Source organism: Ferrovibrio terrae (assembly GCF_943371255.1).
GTDB classification, from domain to species: domain Bacteria; phylum Pseudomonadota; class Alphaproteobacteria; order Ferrovibrionales; family Ferrovibrionaceae; genus Ferrovibrio; species Ferrovibrio terrae_B.
Window position 1 is genome coordinate 1 of the sequence record NZ_CALRUC010000014.1, and the last position, 20,398, is coordinate 20,398.

Annotated in this window: 21 protein-coding genes; 7 read left to right on the forward strand and 14 right to left on the reverse strand. The window is 64.7% G+C overall.

The annotated features are described in order from the left end of the window. Nucleotides 1-203 precede the first annotated feature (203 nt). From AAG799_RS05145 to AAG799_RS05165, 5 genes are read left to right on the forward strand one after another with little or no spacing between them, the layout of a single operon-like run. Nucleotides 204-1,250 carry a 2,5-dihydroxypyridine 5,6-dioxygenase gene (locus AAG799_RS05145; protein ID WP_341894728.1) on the forward strand — a complete coding sequence of 349 codons (1,047 nt, stop codon included), beginning with the start codon at nucleotides 204-206 and terminating at the stop codon, nucleotides 1,248-1,250. Next, entirely contained in the window at nucleotides 1,247-2,038 is a 792-nt protein-coding gene (locus AAG799_RS05150; protein WP_341894729.1) for an alpha/beta fold hydrolase, read from the forward strand. Before AAG799_RS05145 ends, AAG799_RS05150 begins: the two co-directional genes overlap by 4 nt. Nucleotides 2,039-2,051: 13 nt before the next feature. After that, the gene (locus AAG799_RS05155) at nucleotides 2,052-3,320 is read left to right on the forward strand and encodes an acyl-CoA dehydrogenase family protein (protein ID WP_341894730.1); all 1,269 of its coding nucleotides are present in this window, start codon (nucleotides 2,052-2,054) and stop codon (nucleotides 3,318-3,320) included. Next, a complete protein-coding gene (locus AAG799_RS05160; RefSeq protein WP_341894731.1) occupies nucleotides 3,317-4,849 on the forward strand; it encodes an AMP-binding protein in 1,533 nt (510 codons plus the stop codon). Before AAG799_RS05155 ends, AAG799_RS05160 begins: the two co-directional genes overlap by 4 nt. Continuing rightward, nucleotides 4,846-5,346 (forward strand): flavin reductase, encoded by a 501-nt coding sequence (locus tag AAG799_RS05165; protein WP_341894732.1) that lies wholly within the window; start codon nucleotides 4,846-4,848, stop codon nucleotides 5,344-5,346. The genes AAG799_RS05160 and AAG799_RS05165 overlap by 4 nt, the downstream gene beginning before the upstream one ends. 6 nt (nucleotides 5,347-5,352) lie before the next feature. On the opposite strand, the gene AAG799_RS05170 is transcribed toward AAG799_RS05165, so the two are convergent. The 4 genes from AAG799_RS05170 to AAG799_RS05185 form a co-directional block, all read right to left on the reverse strand. Continuing rightward, nucleotides 5,353-5,865, reverse strand: a complete 513-nt coding sequence (locus tag AAG799_RS05170; RefSeq protein ID WP_341894733.1) for a 2,4'-dihydroxyacetophenone dioxygenase family protein — start codon at nucleotides 5,863-5,865, stop codon at nucleotides 5,353-5,355. An 11-nt stretch (nucleotides 5,866-5,876) separates the two neighbouring features. After that, nucleotides 5,877-6,587, reverse strand: a complete 711-nt coding sequence (locus tag AAG799_RS05175; RefSeq protein WP_341894734.1) for an SDR family oxidoreductase — start codon at nucleotides 6,585-6,587, stop codon at nucleotides 5,877-5,879. Nucleotides 6,588-6,707: 120 nt separating this feature from the next. After that, on the reverse strand, nucleotides 6,708-7,514 hold the full coding sequence (locus AAG799_RS05180; RefSeq protein ID WP_341894735.1) for a DUF2182 domain-containing protein: 807 nt from the start codon (nucleotides 7,512-7,514) through the stop codon (nucleotides 6,708-6,710). Beyond that, a complete protein-coding gene (locus tag AAG799_RS05185) occupies nucleotides 7,502-8,302 on the reverse strand; it encodes a DUF899 domain-containing protein (RefSeq protein WP_341894736.1) in 801 nt (266 codons plus the stop codon). Before AAG799_RS05185 ends, AAG799_RS05180 begins: the two co-directional genes overlap by 13 nt. 124 nt (nucleotides 8,303-8,426) lie before the next feature. Between AAG799_RS05185 and AAG799_RS05190 the strand changes: the two genes are divergently transcribed. Together AAG799_RS05190 and AAG799_RS05195 are read left to right on the forward strand one after the other, a co-directional pair. After that, nucleotides 8,427-9,647, forward strand: a complete 1,221-nt coding sequence (locus AAG799_RS05190; protein ID WP_341894737.1) for a hypothetical protein — start codon at nucleotides 8,427-8,429, stop codon at nucleotides 9,645-9,647. A 9-nt stretch (nucleotides 9,648-9,656) separates the two neighbouring features. Then, entirely contained in the window at nucleotides 9,657-10,298 is a 642-nt protein-coding gene (locus tag AAG799_RS05195; RefSeq protein ID WP_341894738.1) for a hypothetical protein, read from the forward strand. Nucleotides 10,299-10,419: 121 nt separating this feature from the next. On the opposite strand, the gene AAG799_RS05200 is transcribed toward AAG799_RS05195, so the two are convergent. The 10 genes from AAG799_RS05200 to AAG799_RS05245 all read right to left on the reverse strand — a co-directional run bounded on the left by AAG799_RS05200 (nucleotide 10,420) and on the right by AAG799_RS05245 (nucleotide 20,382). Continuing rightward, nucleotides 10,420-11,088, reverse strand: a complete 669-nt coding sequence (locus AAG799_RS05200; protein WP_341894739.1) for an aspartate/glutamate racemase family protein — start codon at nucleotides 11,086-11,088, stop codon at nucleotides 10,420-10,422. Next, on the reverse strand, nucleotides 11,075-11,875 hold the full coding sequence (locus AAG799_RS05205; protein ID WP_341894740.1) for an ABC transporter permease: 801 nt from the start codon (nucleotides 11,873-11,875) through the stop codon (nucleotides 11,075-11,077). Before AAG799_RS05205 ends, AAG799_RS05200 begins: the two co-directional genes overlap by 14 nt. After that, on the reverse strand, nucleotides 11,868-12,716 hold the full coding sequence (locus AAG799_RS05210) for an ABC transporter permease (protein WP_341894741.1): 849 nt from the start codon (nucleotides 12,714-12,716) through the stop codon (nucleotides 11,868-11,870). Before AAG799_RS05210 ends, AAG799_RS05205 begins: the two co-directional genes overlap by 8 nt. A 2-nt stretch (nucleotides 12,717-12,718) precedes the next feature. Further along, a complete protein-coding gene (locus tag AAG799_RS05215) occupies nucleotides 12,719-13,759 on the reverse strand; it encodes an extracellular solute-binding protein (RefSeq protein WP_341894742.1) in 1,041 nt (346 codons plus the stop codon). A gap of 26 nt (nucleotides 13,760-13,785) precedes the next feature. Next, nucleotides 13,786-14,895: an ABC transporter ATP-binding protein gene (locus AAG799_RS05220; RefSeq protein WP_341894743.1), complete on the reverse strand. Its 1,110-nt coding sequence runs from the start codon at nucleotides 14,893-14,895 to the stop codon at nucleotides 13,786-13,788. After that, nucleotides 14,892-16,394, reverse strand: a complete 1,503-nt coding sequence (locus AAG799_RS05225) for an amidohydrolase family protein (protein ID WP_341894744.1) — start codon at nucleotides 16,392-16,394, stop codon at nucleotides 14,892-14,894. Before AAG799_RS05225 ends, AAG799_RS05220 begins: the two co-directional genes overlap by 4 nt. A gap of 63 nt (nucleotides 16,395-16,457) precedes the next feature. Next, a complete protein-coding gene (locus AAG799_RS05230; protein ID WP_341894745.1) occupies nucleotides 16,458-17,468 on the reverse strand; it encodes a 2-oxoglutarate and iron-dependent oxygenase domain-containing protein in 1,011 nt (336 codons plus the stop codon). Then, complete coding sequence (locus AAG799_RS05235) at nucleotides 17,465-18,397, reverse strand: polysaccharide deacetylase family protein (protein ID WP_341894746.1); 933 nt, start codon at nucleotides 18,395-18,397, stop codon at nucleotides 17,465-17,467. Before AAG799_RS05235 ends, AAG799_RS05230 begins: the two co-directional genes overlap by 4 nt. A gap of 4 nt (nucleotides 18,398-18,401) precedes the next feature. Continuing rightward, nucleotides 18,402-19,298, reverse strand: a complete 897-nt coding sequence (locus AAG799_RS05240; protein ID WP_341894747.1) for a phytanoyl-CoA dioxygenase family protein — start codon at nucleotides 19,296-19,298, stop codon at nucleotides 18,402-18,404. Continuing rightward, a complete protein-coding gene (locus tag AAG799_RS05245; RefSeq protein ID WP_341894748.1) occupies nucleotides 19,291-20,382 on the reverse strand; it encodes a ring-opening amidohydrolase in 1,092 nt (363 codons plus the stop codon). Before AAG799_RS05245 ends, AAG799_RS05240 begins: the two co-directional genes overlap by 8 nt. Nucleotides 20,383-20,398 lie beyond the last annotated feature (16 nt).

Here is a 20,398-nt window from a genome sequence, read left to right on the forward strand (position 1 = left end):
GATCCGTTGCCACCGCCCAGTACCGCAATCCGCATACCGCTCTCCTCTGGATGTCGCCGCTCTTTTATACTGTGGCCGGCTGTAGCTGCGGCCGGCTATAAACTCTTATATCGTATTATTTTAATCCTAAAAGAATTCTTTTTCATATAAATTTTCCATGCTATCGTGATCCCGAAAACACAGGTTCCGGGGAGACGAGCACCATGATCGCGGATCGCATCGAAGCCAAGTGGATTGCGGCTTTCGTTGAAGTCCTCAAGCTCTGCAAGGTGGCGCCGGGCGAGACCGCGGCGATCCTGTCGGAGACCCAGTCGCGCAGCCTGAATGTGCATCTCACCGAGCTGGCGCTGCTGCAGCTTGGCGCGCGCCCCTTCCATGTCATCCTGCCGACACCGGCGCAGACCGCACCGGTGCCGGTGCGCTCCACCGGCGCCAGCACGGCCATTCAGGGGCTTGAGCCCGCAGTGGCGGCACTGTCGGCCAGCGGCATCGTGCTCGACCTCACCGTCGAAGGCCTGCTGCATGCCAAGGAACTGCCGGCGATCCTGGGCAAGGGCGCCCGCGTGCTGATGATCTCGAACGAACATCCCGATGCACTGGAGCGTCTGGCGCCTGATCCGGCGCTGGAGGCCGAAGTCAAAGCCGCGGTGAAGGCCTGCAAGGCCGCGACCACCATGACGGTGCTGAGTGCCGCCGGCACCAACCTGACCGTGACCATGGCCGGCGCGCGCACCGCCGGTGTCTGGGGCTGGTGCGACCGGCCCGGCACGCTGGCGCATTGGCCCGGCGGCGTCGTGGTCGCCTTCCCCAAGGCCGGCTCGGTGAATGGCAAGCTGGTGCTCGATGCCGGCGACATCAACCTCACCTTCAAACGCTATCTCGAACGCCCGGTCGCCCTGACGCTGGAAAACGACTATGTCGTCGACATCGCCGGCGAGGGCACCGATGCCGAGCTGATGCGCCGCTACCTGGCCGCCTGGGGCGACCGCGAGGCCTATGCGGTGAGCCATGTCGGCTGGGGCCTCAATCCCAAGGCGCGCTACGAAGCTATGGCGATGTATGACCAGCGCGATTTCAACGGCACCGAGCTGCGCGCCTTTGCCGGCAACTTCCTGTTCTCGACCGGCGCCAACGAATTCGCCAACCGCTACACCGAAGGCCATTTCGACATGCCGGTGCGCAACTGCACGATTGCGCTGGATGGCCGCATTGTCGTCGACAAGGGCACTCCGGTCAGGCCGGCGGCATGACAGCCGAGATCTACCTGCGCGCCGGCAACGGCATCCCCGTCATCTTCCTGCATGGCATCGGTGGTGCCGCGCGGCTGTGGCAGGCGCAGCTGGAGAGCTTCTCTGCTGCCGGTTTCTCTGCGGTGGCACTTGATCTGCCCGGCTATGGCAGCCGCCCGCCGGTGGGCGATATCAGCTTCGATGCCTATGCCGAGGATCTGGAAGCCCTGGTCGCCCGGCTGGGTCTCGATCGCCCGGTGCTGGTCGGCCATTCGCTCGGCGGCATGATCGCGCAGACCGCACTGCGCCGCCGGCCGGACGGCTATCGCGCCGTGGCACTGTCTGGCACCAGCCCGGCCTTTGGCAATGCGGGCGGCGACTTCCAGAAGCAGTTCCTCGCCGACCGCCTCGGCCCGCTGGATGCCGGCCGCAGCATGGCGGATCTGGCGCCCAGCATCGTTGCCTCCATCATGGGGCCGCAACCCGATCCGGCCGGCCGCGCGCAGGCGATTTCTGCGATGGGCTCGACCTCGGAAGCCACCTATCGCGCCGCGATGCACTGCATCGTGAGGTTTGACGAACGCGCCAACCTGCCTGCCATCCACGTGCCCGTGCTGTGCCTGGCCGGCGAGCATGACCGCAACGCGCCTGCCGCGATGATGGAACGCATGGCGGGCAAGATTCCCGGCGCGCGCTATGTCTGCCTGCCCGGTATCGGCCATCTGCCCAATCTCGAAGCGCCGCAGGCCTTCGATCACGCTGTGCTCGGTTTCCTGAGCACCGCCTGTCCACCCACGCCCACGACCTGATGCAGGAGTCGCCATGAACATGTTGAGCCCTGATGTGAACCAGGATGCGCCGCTCTTCGATCCGGCTGCCTTTCGTCTCGACAGCCTGCAGACCGAACTGACTGCCCAGGCCCGCAGCTTCGGCCGCCGCGTGCTGGCACCGCGCGCCGCCGGCTATGATCGCGAAGCCACCTTCCCGATCGAGAATTTCCGCGACATGCACACGGAAAACCTGCTCGGCATCTGCATCCCGAAGGACAACGGCGGCACCGGCGCCGACTTCAAGACCTACTGCCTGACGGCTGCCGAACTGGGCCGCTATTGCGGCGCGACGGCGCTGTCGTGGAACATGCATGTCTGTTCGACCCTGTGGTCCGGCTCGCTGTCAGATGATCTCGATATGGATGCGGCGGCGCGCAAGCTGCATGCCGAGCGGCGCCGCGGCCATTACCAGCGCATCCTGAAAGACGGTGCGGTGTATTCGCAGCCGTTTTCCGAAGGCGGCGCAGCGGCGGCCGGCGGCGCGGCCTTTGGCACCGAGGCGCATCCGGTGGAGGGCGGCTTCAAGGTCAGCGGCAAGAAGATCTTCGCCTCGCTGTCCGGCTTTGCCGATTACTACGGCGTGCTGTGCACTGAGGTCGAGCCCGGCCAGAAAGCTAGCCGCCGCAACACGCTCTATCTCGCCATCCCCGCCAAGGCGCCGGGCGTCAAGGTGGTGGGCGACTGGGACCCGCTCGGCATGCGCGGCACGGTATCGCGCACGCTGATCTTCGAGGATGTGTTCGTGCCGCAGGATGCGCTGCTGATGCCGCGCGGCATGTATTTCCAGGCCGCCTCGCGCTGGCCGCATATGTTCATGACGCTGACGCCCACCTATATGGGCCTGGCGCAGGCCGCCTATGATTTCACCGTGGCCTATCTGCGCGGCGAGCTGCCCGGCATGCCGCCGGTGAAGCGGCGCATGTATCCGACCAAGCAGATCGCGGTGGCCGAGATGCATATCATGCTGGAGCAGACCAAGGCGCTGTGGTTCCAGGCAATCAGCGAAGCCGGACCCAATCCCAGCCGCGACCAGGTTCTGCGCGCCTATGCCGCCCAGTATACCGTGATGGAAAATGCCAACGCGCTGGCGGTGAAGGCGATCCGCACCTGCGGCGGCCAGGCGATGCTGAAGAGCCTGCCGCTGGAGCGCATCTATCGCGACAGCCGCTGCGGCTCGCTGATGCTGCCCTGGACGGCGGAAATCTGCGTCGACCGCCTGGGTCGCGAGGCGCTGTACCAGCCCGGTGAAACCGACGAATGACGCTCGACCGCATCATCGACCGCCACGCCGCCTTCCAGCCGGCCCAGCCGGCCCTGGCCGATGAACGGCTGTCGCTGACCTATGCCGAACTGGCCGCCCGCATCGACCGCATGGCCGGCGGCCTGGCCGGCCTTGGCGTGACCGCCGGCAAGCGCGTTGCGCATCTGGGCTACAATGCCGCCGATATCGTCGTGCTGCTGTTTGCCTGCGCGCGGCTCGGTGCCATGCTGGTGCCGCTGAACTGGCGGCTGGCGGCGCCGGAGCTGGTTTACGCCTTGCAGGATTGCGGCGCCGAGCTGCTGATCCATGATGCAGCCTTCGACGATACCGCCGAGGCGATCTGCACGGAGGCCGAGCTGCCGCGCCGGCTGGTGCTGGATGGCGCCAGCGGCACCGCCACCGCACTGGAAACCCTGCTGGCCAAGGCGCCTACCCTGCCGGCCAGCGGCAACACCGAAGCCGGTCTCGATCAGCCGCTGCTGATCGTCTACACCTCGGGCACCACCGGGCGGCCGAAAGGCGCGGTGTTGACCCAGGCGGCGCTGCTGGCCAATGCGCAGATGAGCCGGCATGCTTTCGACCTGCGCAGCACCGACCATGTGCTGACCTGCCTGCCGATGTTTCATGTCGGCGGCCTCAATATCCAGACCACGCCGGCGCTGCTCTGCGGTGCGCGCGTGACGCTGCAGAGCCGCTTCCATCCCGGCCGTTTCATCGAGGCCGTGGAACGGCTGCGGCCCGACCTGAGCGTGCTGGTGCCGGCCACCATCCGCGCCCTGCTTGATGACCCGGCCTATGCGGGTGCCGACCTGTCTGCCCTGCGCGCGGTCGGCGTCGGCTCCAGCGTGGTGCCGCCGCAGCTGATCGCCGCCCTGGAATCTCGCGGCATTCCGGTGCTGCAGATCTATGGCGCGACCGAAACCTGTCCGATGGCGGTCTATGAAACGATGGCCATGCGCGGCGCCTGCCCCGGCACCACCGGGCGCCCCGGCCTGCTCTGCGAGATCCGCATCGTCGACACCGCCGGCGCCGATGTGGCACCCGGCACCGCCGGTGAAATCTGGGTGAAGGGGCCGCAGGTGCTGTCGCAATACTGGAATGCGCCCGATGCCACGGCGGCAGCCCTGGTGGACGGCTGGTTCCGTACCGGCGACATCGCCATGCGCGATGCTGACTGGAATGTGGTGGTGCATGACCGCAAGAAGAATGTGATCATTTCCGGCGGCGAGAATATCTATCCCGCCGAGCTGGAGCGCGTTCTGGAGGAAGACAGCCGCATTCGCGAGGCCGCCGTGGTGGCCCGCCGCGATCCGCGCTGGGACGAAATCCCGGTTGCCGTGGTGGTGCTGGCCGAAGGTATCACGCTGCAGCGCGAGGATATCCTGGCGCTCTTCGATGGCGTCGTGGCGCGCTACAAACTGCCGCGCGATGTCGTCTTCGTGTCGGCCCTGCCGCGCAATGCCATGGGCAAGGTGCAGCACCACATCCTGCGCGAGCTGGTGGCGGCAGACCGGCAGAGTGCCGCATGAGCCCGGTCGGCAAGCAGCAGTTCCGCGATGGCATGGCCCGCCTGAGTGCGGCAGTGAATGTCGTCACCACCGCCGGGCCGGCCGGCCGCTGCGGCTTCACGGCTTCGGCGGTCTGCTCGGTCAGCGACGAACCACCGACACTGCTGGTGTGCATGAACCGCGCCAGCGCCATGAACCCGGTGTTCAAGCAGAATGCCGTGCTGTGCATCAACACGCTGTCGGCCGAGCAGCAGCATTATTCCGCGCTATTTGCCGGCCAGACCGATGTGGCCATGGCCGAGCGCTTTGATGATGAAGCCTGGACTGTGCTGCAGACCGGATCGCCGGTGCTGGAGAATGCACTGGTCTCCTTCGACTGCCAGATCGCCGATATCAAGGAAATCGGCAGCCACAGCGTGATGTTCTGCACGGTGCTCGGCGTTGCCGTGCGGCAAAGCCGCGAGGGCCTGGTGTATTTCGACCGCGGCTACCGGATGGTGCCAGCCGCCGGCAGCTGAGACGCCCTAGCGGATGAATTGGTCCAGATAGGTCCCGCCCAGGCCGCAGGACTCATAGTGCTTGCGGCACATCTCGATCTTGCTGAACACATCCTCGAAGCCGGTGACCTTGCCCCAGGGATCGACATAGATCATCGCGCCGGTGATATGGAACAGCGTGATCATCTCCTGGCAGTCTTCCGGCACCACCAGCGTATGCGTCTCGCCCGGCGGCTCGAACACGTAAGACCCGGTGGTCGCCACCCAGTCATGCTCCAGGTAATGCCATTTGCCACGCAGCACATGGCCATGCACCGGGCCGGGGTGGCGATGGCGGCTCAGCACGCCGGCACGGCGCACGCGCAGCAGGTTGACCCAGTAGCCCTGCCGCGTGTTGAGGCAGAGCGGGCGGAACCACACGCCATCCGCCTGCGGCACCCAGACCCGCTCGTCATCGGGAAGCGGTGAGGCGATGACAATCTCGGTTGCCGCCTCGGGTGGAAACGGCAGCTGATAGGGCATGCGGCTGGTATCGGTCATGTCTTTACGCCTCACATTGCGGCATAGCCGCCATCGACCGGCAGGATCACGCCGGTGATGAAATCGGCCTGATCGGATACCAGGAACAGTACGGCTTTCGCCACATCGGCCGGCGTGCCCCAGCGGGCCATCGGCGTGCGATCCAGGATCACCTGGCTGCGCGCGGTGTCGTCCTGCAACGCCTGGGTCAGCGGCGTGGCGATCCAGCCGGGCGCCACGGCATTGACGCGAACGCCCTCCTTGGCCCAGGCCACGGCGAGCGACTTGGTCAGCTGCATGACGCCGCCCTTGCTGGCGGAATAGGCCGGCACGGCGGGGCCACCGAAGAAACTGAGCATGGAGGCGGTATTGACGATGCTGCCGCGCCGCTGTGCCAGCAGAGGTTTGCAGGCAAGGCAGAGTCGCATGGTGCCGGCCAGATTGACATCCAGCACCTTCAGGAAAGTGGGCATCTCGTATTCGGCGCCACGCCGGATCATGCCGGCGCAGTTGACCAGGATATCCAGCTGCGTCAGCGAAGCGGCAAAAGCATCCACCGCCGCCTGGTCAGCCACATCGAGTGCCTTGAGCGTGATGCCCTTGAAGGCGGGATCCTGTGTCGCCGCATCAAGCTCAGGACTGGCGAGGCCAACCGCCGTCACGCTGTCACCACGATCGCGGAAAGCCTGGGCGATACCGGCGCCAATGCCGCTGGTGCCGCCCGATACAAGGATATTGCGCAAGGCGGCCCTCTCCACAGTCGTTTCCATACCCGGATTTTATGGCCGGCGGTCAGGCCGGTGATTCGTTGCGGTGATTGAACCCTCGTTCCACAGGATGCGCAAGCCCAAGGACGCGATGCGCTATCCGATGCCGCCGGCACAAACAATCAGCAGCAACCCTGCTCCCAGGATGACGGCACCGATGATGCGCGCGATCCGCAGGCCGCCCGGCGCCAGACGTTCCAGCGTGGTCGCCAGGGTGATGACCGCCATGGCGCGCAGATCCATGACGCCAACGACCAGCAGGGTCGCCGTCAGGCCGGCAGAGCCCTGGCTGCAATGCAGGCCGAGGCGAAGCCCATGGCGCCAGGCCATGCCGGCACCGGCCGGCAGTGGATAGCCGCGCACGGAATCAGCGCGGCAGCAAGCCAGGTGCCGCGCCTTCCACGGGCTGAACTGCAGCGCGCCAGCGAGTAGCACGACCGCACTGCCGGCGAGCGGAACGGCGCGGGCCAGATCCGGCGATTGTTGCGCGACTTCCGCCAGCGTGGCGCCGAGCGAGAACACGGCCAGACCCACCATGGCCCAGACGCAAAGATAGCCTGCACCCACAAGAGCCGTCAGCCGCGCCGCACCGGCAGCCTGATGATAGCGCCACAATACAGGCGCCAGCGACGGCAGCATCATCGCCACCATCATCACCATCCACATGCCAAGGAAGGATATGGTGGCGCCGGACCAGGTCTGCCCGCACATCGGCATCCACGCCATCGACAGCGTCCAGCCGCCGGGCATCGGAATCTCGCCCATGCTGTCCATCGACAGACCCCAGACCACTGTTCCCACCGCACTGGCGGCAAACAGCAGCGCCATGAAGCCATAAAAGATATCCCGCGCGGCGACGCTGCCGCGCGGGATCACGCCGGTTGCCCGGCTCAGCTGCAGCATGACGCGGCAGCACTCTTCGAGGCCGGTGCGTCATACTCGTCATGGCGCCGCCACCAGATGCCATCCTCGTTGCGGCCTTTGGGTGCACGGTCGAGCCACTGATACGAATTCCACAGGGCATCCAGCCCGCGGGCATAGGTGGAATAGGTGTGGTAGACCACGCCGTCCTCCAGCACGAAACTGCTCACGCCCGGCCGGTCGCGTGAATAGGTGGCGACATCGGTGCCGCATACGGCCGCGATCTTCACGACGGCATCGGGAATCACGGTCGCCTTCATCGTCTCGCGGCCACGAAAATAGTTGTAGTCGATGTCGTTCTTGCGCTGCTGTTCCTCGGTGAAGGAAACATTGAAATCGAAGTTGAAGTCGCTGCCCTGGGCAGACACCCAGGGGAAACTCCAACCCATCCGCTGCTTGTAGGCCTGCAGCTTGGCCAGCGGCGCGCGCGATACAGCCGTCAGCGCGACGTCATGGTTGGCCAGGTGTACCGCGATGCCGTTGAAGCTGTCGGCGATCATCGAGCAGGATGGACAGCCGGCCGTATAGTCCGGCCCGAACATGAAGTGATAGACCATCAGCTGCGAGCGGCCCTGGAACAGGTCGGCCAGCGATGCGCTGCCGGTCTCGGTCTCGAAACTATAGGCCTTGCCGACCCGCAGCCATGGCAGTTCCTGCCGCCGCCGCGCCAGCTCGTCGCTGCGCCGCGTGTGTTCCTTTTCCGCCTTCAGCAGCTCAAGCCGCGCGGCCAGCCAGTCTTCCCGTGTCACGGTCATATGCTTCGTCATCATTGTCTCTCCTGTGATGGCTCTTGGTCTGTGCAGCATTTTCGATACGACTTGCTGCCGGGGTGTCGTGCGATAGATTAGGCAGCGGCCGGCAAACGGCGGGAGTGACAAGTGTGACGGGATTCCGATGGATTCATTAATCACAGCGGCGGCGCGGGCCCTGGCAGCGGGCGACCCGCTCGGCGCGCTCAACCGCGTCGCCCTGCGCGACGATGCGCCGGCGCTGGCACTGCGCGGCATCGCCATGGCGCAGCTGGGTGATTTTGCCCGCGCAAAATCACTGCTGCGCCGCGCTGGCCGTGGCTTTGGCGTGAAGGAAGCCGTGGCCCGGGCGCGCTGCGTGGTGGCCGAAGCCGAGATCGCACTGGTCTCGCGCGAGCTGGACTGGCCCGCCAGGATGCTGGATGCCGCGCGCATGACGCTGGAGCAGCATGGCGACCAGGTGAATGCCGCCCATGCCCGCTATCTCGAAATTCGCCGCCTGCTGCTGATCGGACGGCTGGACGAGGCTGAGCGCCTGCTTGCCGGCCTCGCCCCCGCTGCCTTCCCGCCCGCCCTGCGGGCCGCCCATGAGTTGGTGGCGGCCGGCATCGCGATCCGTCGCCTGCACACCAAGGCGGCGCGCTCGGCCCTCACCCGTGCCGCCCGCGCCGCGCGGCTTGCCGGCATTCCCGGTCTGACAGCGGAGGTGGCAAGTGCGGTGCAGGTGCTGGAGACACCGGCGGCACGCCTGATTGAGCGCGGCGCGGAGCGCCCGCTGCTGCTGGCCGATGTCGAAGCGCTGCTGGTATCCAAACACTTCATCATTGATGCCTGTCGCCATGTCGTGCGCGACGCGAAAACCGTGGTCTCGCTGGCGCGGCGGCCGGTGCTGTTCGCGCTCGCACGTGCACTGGCCGAGGCCTGGCCCGGCGATGTGACACGCGACCGTCTGGTGGCGCGCGCCTTTGGTGCCAGGCATGCCGATGACTCGCATCGCGCGCGATTGCGCGTCGAGATCGGGCGGCTGCGCCGGATGCTGCGGCCACTGGCCGGCGTGAGCGCGACGCAGCAGGGCTTCGTGCTGATGCCACGCCATGCCCGCAGCGTCGTCGTGCTGGCACGGCCGGTGGAGGAGCGCCATGCCGACGTGCTCGCCTTCCTTGCCGATGGCGAGGCATGGTCAAGTTCGGCGCTGGCGCTGGCGCTGGATGCCAGCCAGCGCACCGTGCAGCGCGCGCTGGATGCACTGGCCGCCGGTGGCAAGGTACAGTCCTTCGGGCATGGCCGGGCGCGGCGCTGGATGACACCGCCGGTACCCGGTTTCACGACAACCTTGTTACTCCCCGCGCCGCTGCCGAATGGCTAGGATGACTGCATGAAACACGCACCTGCCGAAATCATCCGCGAATATGGACCCTTCCCGGGCGCTGCCAATGTGCATGGCGTGACCTTTGACGGCCAGCATGTCTGGTTCGGCGCCGGCGACACGATCGAGGCCTTCGATCCTGACAGCGGCAAGCCGGTGCGCCGGATCGATGTGGCCGCCCATGCCGGCACCGCATTTGATGGTCGGCACCTGTTCCAGATTGCCGAGAGCCGCATCCAGAAGATCGACCCCAGGACCGGCCAGGTGATCGCCACCATTCCGGCACCGGGCGGCGGCGGCGATTCAGGCCTGACCTGGGCCGAGGGCACGCTCTGGGTCGGGCAGTATCGCGAACGCAAGATCTACCAGATCGATCCCGAGACCGGCGCGACCCTGCGCACCATCGAATCCAACCGCTTTGTCACCGGAGTCACCTGGGTCGATGGCGAACTCTGGCACGGCACCTGGGAAGGCGAGCAGAGCGACCTGCGACGCATTGATCCGCAAACCGGCGAGGTGCTGGAACGGCTCGACATGCCGCCTGATACCATCGTGTCGGGGCTTGAATCCGATGGCGCCGACCGCTTCTTCTGCGGCGGTGGCAACAGCGGCAAGGTGCGCGTCGTCCGCCGGCCCAGACGGGTGAAGTAGCCAGAGCATCCGGGCGGGCATAAGCCTCCCGGCCGTCATCCCGCCTCCATCGCAGCGGATGTATCCATTTCTGAACTGCCCGAAAAGTCATCGGTGCAGGGGTAAACAGCCAGCGTGGCTGTCAATCCTGTAAACCCTGCATGAGGGCAGCTTCAACACTGTCGATGACAGCAGTGTCAGCCGGCGCATCCAGCCTGGCCGCCAGACCCCCAAGGCCAGCCCCACCAATGACGATGACATCGGCACCATCATGATGCCGGCACTCCCAAACCGCCCGATTCAAGGCCTGTATCGCAAGATCAGGCTGTTCGGCGATGGTGGTGCCGGTCGTATCGATGGTCTGGATTCCGACAAGAGCCATGTCGCTCTGTTGCAAAAGCGGCTCCACCATCGGCGGCAGCAGACTGCGCCATTGTGCGCCGGCAGTAACGATACCAAGCCGCCGTCCATGCCTGTTTGCAGCCAGCAACGAGGCACCGAGCAGGCTGCAGACCGAAAGACCCAGCATCTGCCGTAACGGTATGACCCCAAGCTCGGCAAAGCATCCCATGACAACGGCATCGAAGGTCTCGCCACGGTCGATACACAGATTGCGCGCCGTCGCGATTGCCGCCGCCTCACCGGCCCGCATGGTATCCAGGTCACCCAGATACGACGGCCCTCCGACGGCAGTCTCAACGTGAACGGCCGCTCGGCCGGCAAGACACACCTCGGCGACCTCCCGCAGCCGCTGGCTGACCGCGCCAGAACTGTTCGGATTGACGACCAGAAGGCGCTTAACGCGGAACATGACCCAGCATGCGGCGATCCAGCACCAGGATAACCACCAGGGTAATGGCAACGATAATGCCCGAGACCGATGCCACGCGCACATCCAGGTTTGAGTCGAGCAGAATCCACAGGTTCACCGGCAGGGTCTCGACCCGCGGATCCGACAGCATCAGCGAGACCGGCACATGGTCGATGGAGGTCAGAAAAGCGATCACGGCGCCGCCCAGCAGACCAGGCCGGATCAGCGGCAGCGTGACATTGAAGAAGGTAAAGGTTCGGCGCGCGCCCAGGCTGGCCGAACAATCCAGCAGAACCGGATTCAGCTGCTGTACCGCGGCCGAGACCATGCGGATGACAAAGGGTGTGACGATCACCGTATGGCCGACGGTCAGACTCCACAATGATGGCCGCAAACCCAGCATGGAGAGCAGCAGCAGCAGCGCCAGGCCGAGCGACATCGCCGGAAAGACCATCGGTGACATGAACAGTGAATCGAGCGCCACCGCCCAGGTCGATTTGCGTCCTGCAATGGCCAATGCCGCAAGAGTGCCGAGCGTGGTGGATGCCAGCGTGGAGATAAAGGCCACCTGCAGGCTGATCCAGGCCGAAGCGGCGATCTGCGGCGAATTCTCGAACAGCTCGACATACCAGCGCACCGACCAGGAGCGCGGCGGAAACCGCAGCAGGAAATCCCCGGTAAAGGACATCACCAGGATCACCAGCGTGGGAGCAACCAGCAGGATCACCGATGCGGCCGCAAGCAGGCCAACCACGGTTTCGTAACTCAGGTTCCGCAGTTTAAGCATCCATGCCCCGCAGGTATTTGCGCGAGTAACGGTTCATCGTGAACACAATGGCAAGGATGGCGATGGCGAAGACGATGGAGAGCGCCGCCGCGGCATTCCATTTTTGCACACCGATGGCCTGCTGGTAGATCAGCAGCGGCATGAAGATCTGGCGCCCGCCACCGACCAGGGTCTGGCTGACGAAAGCGGTGGACGAGCCTGCAAAGGTGAGCAGGAAACCGGCGATGGCGCCGGGCAACGACAGCGGCAGGATTACGGTGCGGAAAATGTAGAACCGGCTGGCACCCAGGCCCTCGGCCGCCTTCACCAGGTTGTCGTTGATGCGCGCCAGCGAGGCATTGATCGGCAGGGCCATCAGCGGCAAGAAAATCTGCACCAGTGCCACGATCAGGCCGGTGCGGGTGTAGAGCATCCGCATCGGTTCCTCGATCCATCCGATACTCAGCAGCGAAATGTTGATGACGCCTTCACGGCCCAGGATGATCATCCAGGCAAAGGTGCGCACCACCGTGTTGGTCAGCATCGGCAGCAGGATCAGGAAGACGATGATGGCACGGCCGCGCGGGCCGCAGCGCATGAACAGCAAGCCTATCGGATAGGCCGCGAGCATGGTGGCAAAGGACACCTGCAGGCCCAGCACCAGGGTATCGGACAGAATCCCCAGATTGAAGCCGTTGGTCAGCGCCTCAACGTAATGCGCCAGGGTAAAGTCGAATCCGCTGGTCGATGCCGACAGGCTGACAATGACCAGGATGCCCACCGGCACCAGATAGGCGACAGTGAAAAGCAGCGCGAGCGGCGCAGCCGAGAGATATCCCGATGCCGTGCCGCTCGCCCGCATGATCAGACCCGGATTTCCCGATTGAACCGTTCGACCCAGCCCGGGCGGCTGGCGATGAACTTGGTCCAGTCAAGGAAGATGCCGCGCTTCAGCACCTCGCCGACAGTGGCGCCGACATCGCGGTTGAAACCGGTCAACGCAACTTTTGGATTGGCCGGCATCATGATCCAGGGCGCTGCCTCCAGCTGCGCCTGCACAGCCGGATCGATCAGCAGGTCGACAACCTTCTGGGCCAATTCGGCGTTGCGGGCATTCTTGATCACCGCGGCCGTAACCGTCTGCAGCGGCAGGCCGCTGGACGGTACGGCAAAGGCGATATCGGCCCCACGCGCCTTCAGGGCCGCGACATTGTTGAAGAAGTTTGGTGCGATATCGACCTGACCCTGGCTGAGCGCCGTGGTCAACGCGCCTGGATTGGGCGGGATGGCGCCAACATTGGCCAGCAGTTCCTTCAGTGCGGCAAAACCAGGCTCGACATTGGTTTCCGAACCGCCGCGCAGCTTGGCCACTTCGATCAGGAAGGTTGTGCCCAGAGTGGAAGCCGGTCCGACGATGCCGACGCGGCCCTTGTATTCAGGATTCCACAGGTCATTCCACGAGGTCGGTGGGGTTTTGATTTTCTTCGGGTTATAGGCAATGCCGATCGAGGTCAGCGCCATGGCGGGGCCGAAACCGTCCGGGTCGCGCAGGTTGGCCGGCATGCTGGCATAGTTCGGGCTGTCCTTCTCGGAGAACTTCTCGAGCAATCCATCCTGTTTCGCCGTGATGATCGGCCCGTTGTCCCAGATTGCCACGTCGAAGGGCGGGTTGTTACGCGAGGCCTGGATACGGCCGATCAGATCAGTGTTCAGCATCGGCGAGAAAGCCGACGTGGCGCCGAACTTCTGCCGGATCTGCGGTCCGACGACAGCCTTGAAACCCTCGTCAACGCTGCCCGGGTAGGTGGCAATGAATACTTCCTTCGACTGTGCCATGGCGGGAAATGCTCCGGCCATGGCGCTGCCGGCGAGTATGCTCAGCATGGTACGACGATCGATCTGCATGTGATGTCCCCTTCTTGCCTGTCTGGTTAATGGTCTGTGGAGGTGGGTTGGGTACCGGCGGAGTAAATCGTGCAGGCAGCCATATCGCGGATCGCGACATGTATCCGTTCACCTGCAATGCTGCGAATGCCGCCGCGCTGGTGCGGCTGGGTGAATTTGAGCACCGTCCCGGTTGCGGTCTCGGCCTCGATCACATCGATGGAGCCAAGCGGCAGGACCTGGCGCACTGTGGCCGTGAACAGGCCACTGTCGGTGTCGGTCAGTCGCAGATTCTCCGGCCGGACCGATAAGTAGACAGCGCTACCCGGCGCCAGCTCCTTGTCACTGGGCACCGTGCAAGCGGCGCCGGTATCGAGTTCGAGTTCGACACTGTCGCCAGCGCGGCTGCGCAGGGTGGCGCGCAGCAGATTGGCATGGCCAAGGAACTGATTGACGAACAGTGTGCGCGGCCGGTCATAGAGATCCGCCGGGCTGCCCAGTTGTTCGATGCGGCCCTGATTCAGCACCACAACCTGATCGGCCATGGAAAGAGCCTCTTCCTGGTCATGGGTCACCAGGATCGAGGTCACACCGGTCCGCTGCAACAGCGCCTTCACCTCGATCTGCATGTCGAGCCGCAGGCTCTTGTCCAGCGCCGAGAAAGGCTCGTCCAGCAGCACGATCTTGGGTTCCACAGCCAGCGCGCGGGCCAGTGCGATGCGCTGCTGTTGGCCGCCGGACAGTTCGCCAGGCAGACGGTTGCCGAATTTTTCCATCTGCACGAGCCGCAGCATCTCGGCAGTGCGTTCAGCGACCATGGCGGCGGGCTTGCCGCGGGCACGCAGGCCATAACCGACATTCCGGGTGACACTCATATGCGGAAACAGCGCGTAATTCTGGAACACGATGCCGATACTGCGTTCGGCGGCAACCATGTCGTCGATGGCTGTGCCGTCCACCAGGATCGACCCGGCCGTCTGGCGGATGAAACCCGCGATCACCCGCAGCAGTGTGGTCTTGCCGCAGCCCGATGGGCCCAGCAGCGCCGTGAGGCTGCCCGGCTGGATGTCGAGCGAAATCTCGGTCAGCGCCGGCACACCCGCATAGGCATGCGAGACTCGCGACATGGTCAGCCGATGGCCACGCGTTGTCGTCATGGCACACCCCCGGTGGCGGCAATGTTGTTGCCGGTCACCATGGCTGCGTAATAGTCATGGGCGATCGGACAGCTCAGGGATTTGAGGTAAACCGCCTCGATGGCGTGCTTGAACGGCGCCGTATCGACCTGCGACGACGTCAGTTGGTCGATCAGTTCAGCATGGGCGCTTTGCGCCTCGCGCAGGATCGCTGTCTCATCGATGGTGGTCAGGCGACCGTCACGCATCACGATCCGGCCATCGACCACGACCAGGGCGATATTGCTGCCGCGCTCACTGTAGACGATCTGCCGCACCGGGTCGTTCAGTGGCGTAAAGGTGGTGGAGTCGAGCCGATACCCGACGAGGTCGGCTTTCATGCCGATGGCGATGCGGCCGATCTCGCTGCCCATGCCGAGTGCCGTCGCGCCGCCTTCGGTGGAGGCGCGCAGGATTTCCGCGGCCGTCAACCACTGCTTCATATCCGGGCTGGCCAGATTGGGCAGCACGGCGCCCACGCCCATGGCATTCAGCATGTTGACGCCGAAGGGCAGCCCGACACCGTCGGTACCCATGCTGACATTGATCCCGGCATCCAGGCAGGCGCGCACTGGCGCGATACCCGCCCCGATGATCGCGTTGCTCCAGGGGTTGTACTGCACGGTGGCGCCAAGATCAGCGATCAGGGCGATGTCGCGCTTCGACAGCCAGACACCATGAATCAGCGTGGTGTCCGGCTTGATGAAGCCGATCTCCGCCATATGGGCGACCATCGACTTGCCGTAGAATTCATGGCCCGTCACGATCTGCATGCGGGTTTCCTGGCAATGCGTCATCACCGGCAGGGCCAGATCGTCGGCCAGGCGGCGGCAGCGCCGCAAGAAGTCGTCGGTGCAGCGATGCGGTGCCGATGGTGCCACCAGCACGCCGACACGCGACGAGGCAGGATGATGGCTGCCGGCCAGATCAGTCACCAGGTCCAGCAGGGTTTCGGCCTGCGGTCGAGGCAGGGCGCGCAGCTCGGCCAGCAGGTCAGCAGGGAAGCAGTCGTCAAGATAGGGATAACTGTCGACCACGGCGCGGTCGATCATGCTGAACCCAACCAGCGCGCGCACGCCAGCGTCTTCATAGGCCTGAAATGCGGCATCCACATGATCGCGCGAAAACGTCTGGCCCAGCGACAGATCGTCTACCAGCGTGGTGGCGCCAGTGCGCAGCGATTCGATGGCGCCGATCATGGTGCGCAGATACATCTGCCGCGGCGTGATCTGCACCGGGCGGCGCGGCCGGATCAATGCCATGGCCACTTCCATGGTCAGGTTCTCCAGGCAGCCCTTCAGGTAATGATCCCAGGAATGCAGATGGCCATTGACCAGGCCGGGTGCCAGCAGCAGGCGCGAGGCATCGACCGCTATGTCGGCGGCGCTGGACGGCACCGTCCCGGCGGGTTCGATAGCGGCAATACGGCCATCCCTGATCACCAGGTCGGCAGGCCGGGCCGCACTGCGACTGTCCGGCAATACCTGCGCTCCTGAAAGTACCGTCACTGTCACTGCGTCAGCCCTCCGGGCATGGCATTCCCATCACGAGGCGATGGCTTCAATCTTCACGTTGTTGGCCTTGGCGAATTTCATGCGTTTGTGGTCGCCCGAGGTGATCGGTGCATGGCGCGCCACGCCACCCTCGGGCTGACAGCCCGGGATGCATTCGATCACCGCGTCGTAATTAGGCTGGTGGAAAAAGGCGATCGACAGGCGGCGCGAACCGGAGCGCTGGTCGACAGGCGGATTGACCACGCGATGCAAGGTCGACACCCAGCGGTCGTTGGTCCATTGCGCCATCAGGTCGCCGATATTGATCATGAAGCCGCCGGGTGGAATCGCCGCATCGATCCAGTCGCCGTCCCGGGTACGCACTTGCAGGCCTCCCGGAGAATCGTCGCCGCGCAGGATGGTCAGCGCGCCATAGTCGGAATGCGCACCGGCCCGCAGTTGTCCCGGCAGCGGCGGCGTCGGCTGATCGGGATAGTTCTGCGCCCGCAGCAGGCTGATGCATTTGTCGGTCTTGTCGGCGAACCAGGACTCCGGCAAGTCCAGCGCCACGGCGAAAATGCGCATGATATCGTCGGCCAGCCGGTGCATAGCGCGGAAATACGCCATCCAGGCCTCGCGCAGCTCCTCGGGCCGGTCAGGCCAGATGTTGGGCAGGAAATGTGGGTAGGATTTCGGCCCGACGTAATCCGGATCGGCCGGCAGGTCGACCGGCCCGATGGCGAAGGTTTCCTTCAAGTCGAAAGGCGCGGATACATCGAGGCTGTAGGCCAGCGATTCACGGCCGACGGCGTTGTAGCCGCGGCTGGCCTCCGGCGACGGGCGTTTGACCAAATCCTTTTCATCGAACGGCAGGTCGAAGAAGCGATACGCCGCGTCATAGACAGCCTTGTAGGCACTGTCTGGCACGCCATGGCCGGTGATGGCGAAAAAGCCGATGCTTTCGTTGGCCGCCGCGATGGCTGCCGCCACGCGTGCCTTGTCTGCATCCGACCCGTTCAGGAAATCCGCTATATCCACCGTGGGAATGCTCTGGCTGCTCATGCGGATTCCTCCATGATGAGGCGCGCCTGCGCCGGGAACTGTTCGGCCCAGAAGGTCGCCAGATCGATGCGGCGTGGCACCCAGATCTGGTCGCCGTAGCTATCGAGCAATTGCAGGATGCGACGGAAAGCGGCAAAGCGGGCCGGGCGACCGATGATGCGCAGGTGAAAGCCGATATTGAGCAGTTTCGGGCGTCCCGCAGCGCCTTCGGCGAGCAGCACCTCGATGGCGTCTTGCACGTAACCCACCATCTCGTCGGCGCGCACGAAGCCATTCGGATGGAAGAACTTCATGTCATTGGTGTCGAAGGCGTAGGGCACCACCAGAAGCGGCTGCGCCGGATGCGCGTGATCCCAGTAGGGCAGGTCGTCATCCAGGCCGTTGCTGGTATAGGTGAAGCCCAGTTCGCGCAGGATATCGCGCGTCCAGCGGCTTTCGCTGCCACGACAGAAGAAACCAAGCGGTCGTTCACCCGTGGCCAGCCGTATCACCTCGACGCAACGCTTGAGGTCGGCGCGTTCTGCATCCGCGCTGTCATAATGAGCATGCGGCAGCCAGCGCCAGCCATGGCAGGCTGCCTCGTGGCCCGCAGCCACGATGCGCCGCGCAATCTCCGGCGAACGCTCGACGGCGCGCCCGCACATGTAGAAGGTGGCAAGCCGGCCATGCGCCTTCAGGGCCTCCAGCACCCGCCAGATGCCCGCCCGCATGCCATAGGCGAAAATCTGTTCGGTACCCTGGTCCCAGCGGCCTTCCGGCACCACACTGGCCACTTCGGAAATGCGTTCGCTGCTGGCATCGCCATCGCCGGCGGCCAGTTCGGCGCCTTCCTCGAAATTCACCACCAGCGACACAGCCAGCTTGGCGCCGTTGGGCAGTCGCACGGCCGGCGGCTCAGACCCATAGCCATGGAGGTCGCGTATGCTCACCGGTTTATCCATTCTTTGCGGTATCGGCGCGGAAGTAGCGCTTGGTGAACTGCTGCTGCAGGTCGTAGATCATGCCCTTGGTCTGGCGCGGATACGGCATGCGGATCGGTGTATCCGACAGGCGCGGCTCCAGGCTGGATCTGCCGCGCACCATGCGGCTTTCGTATTCATCCCAGTCCACGCCATAGAACAGCGGCCAGGCATCGGCGGCGGCATACTCGAAGAATAAAATGCGGCGCGGTCCCGTGCTGGTGTTATGCCCGGAGCCATGGATGATGAGCGGATGATGAATCGACATCGTACCAGGCGGACCGATCAGGGTTTCGGCGGCGGTGGTGTCTATATTTTCTGCGACCGTATCGATGGCGCCGAAAAAATAGCCGTCGTGATGATGGTCGCGCAGACCGGTCCGATGGGTGCCCGTCAGCAGATGCAGCGGGCCATTCTCCTCCGTGCAGGCATCGATGGCGATCGAGACGAAAGCCATGGAGGGATTGGTATGCGGCACGAAAGCCCAGTCCTGATGCCATTCCAGCGGGGATCCGACCGATGGCATCTTCACGTTGATCTTGGTGTGATGCAGGCGGATATCCGGGCCGATCAGCTGTTCGACGATGTCGAGGATTTCTGGTGCGCGCGCCAGTTCGGCAAAAAAGGGGTGGATTTCATGCGGCCGCTTAATGCGCTGGATCACCGCCTGCCCGTTCAGCTTCTCTGGCTCGAAATCGTAATAGGCATCGCCCGGCCCACGACCCGCGCCTTCGGCCATCAGGATATCGGCGGCATCGCGCATGCGCCCGATCGTCGCGGCGGAAAGCTGGTCCTGCAGGATCAGGCAGCCATTGGCCTCAAAGGCCTGGCGATATCCGGTGGTGTTTTCTACAGCGACTACGTCAGGCATCGTCTGCCTCCCTTGAAAATATCGCCAACACCCCACCCCCTTCAGGCCCCTGGTGCTCGGCGCCGCCAGCACAGAAGACGCGGGTATTGCCGAGCAGGCTGGACAGCATGCCACCGACCGCGGCGCGCACATGGCGCGGCGGCTGAACATCGCTGTCACGCCAGATCACATGACGCCGGCCACGGATAACCTCGGCAGCCGGCGGATCACCCTTGAACAGCACGCCGTCGATGCGCGCGCTTTCGGCAGCCGGTAATTGCGGATCCGGCGTAAAGCCCAACCGACGCAGCAGGCCGGTGGCTGATGTCAGGTCAATCAGGTCCTGCAACGGTGCGGCACCGACGCGATGCGGCCCAGCCCAGCCGTCGGCCTGCCCGAAGACGATGATGTCGCAGCGCATATCGGTATTGCCGGGTGTGACGATGGCCCGGTCGGTTTGCAGGCTGGCATCGTCGATGGCTGCCTCGGTCAGCAGGGCCATATCCAGTTCGCCCAGCGCTGCCGCCACGCCGATCGCGCAAGCGGCGCGGGTCAGCGGCTTCGAGGCATGGGGCCGCACCGCGCGGACGGCAACCTTGCGCTTTGCGGCATCGGCAATGGCTGCATCGGTCAGCAGGGCCGCCTTAATCTGCACGAATGCCACATCCGCGGCCGTCATGCCGGCATCCTGCATGGCCTGCGCCACTGCGTCGGCGGTCGCATGAGCCTGGGCCAGCGTGCCGATCTCTTCCGCTGCCAGCAGACGGGTGCGGGCATGGCCGATGGCCAGTGCGCGGGCAGAGGCGGCACCAGGCGCATCACCGGTGCGACGCTGCACCACGATATAATGCGGCGAGAGCACGCCTTCGCAGCCGCCTGAAGCGATCAGCACCGGCGCGGCACCGTAGCGTGAAAAAATCTCCTGCAGGGTCATCGCCGCCACGTCGCGGCTGAAGTCATTGTCCTGGCCGTTGCCCTCGGTCTTCACATAGATGCAGACCACAGCAGCCGGGTCGATCTGGCCCGCGGATATGGCGGCCGTGAGGGCCGACATATCTGCCGGTGCGGCCATCCCGAAACTGAATACTTCCCCCAGGCGCGGCATTGCGACCCTCCGCAGC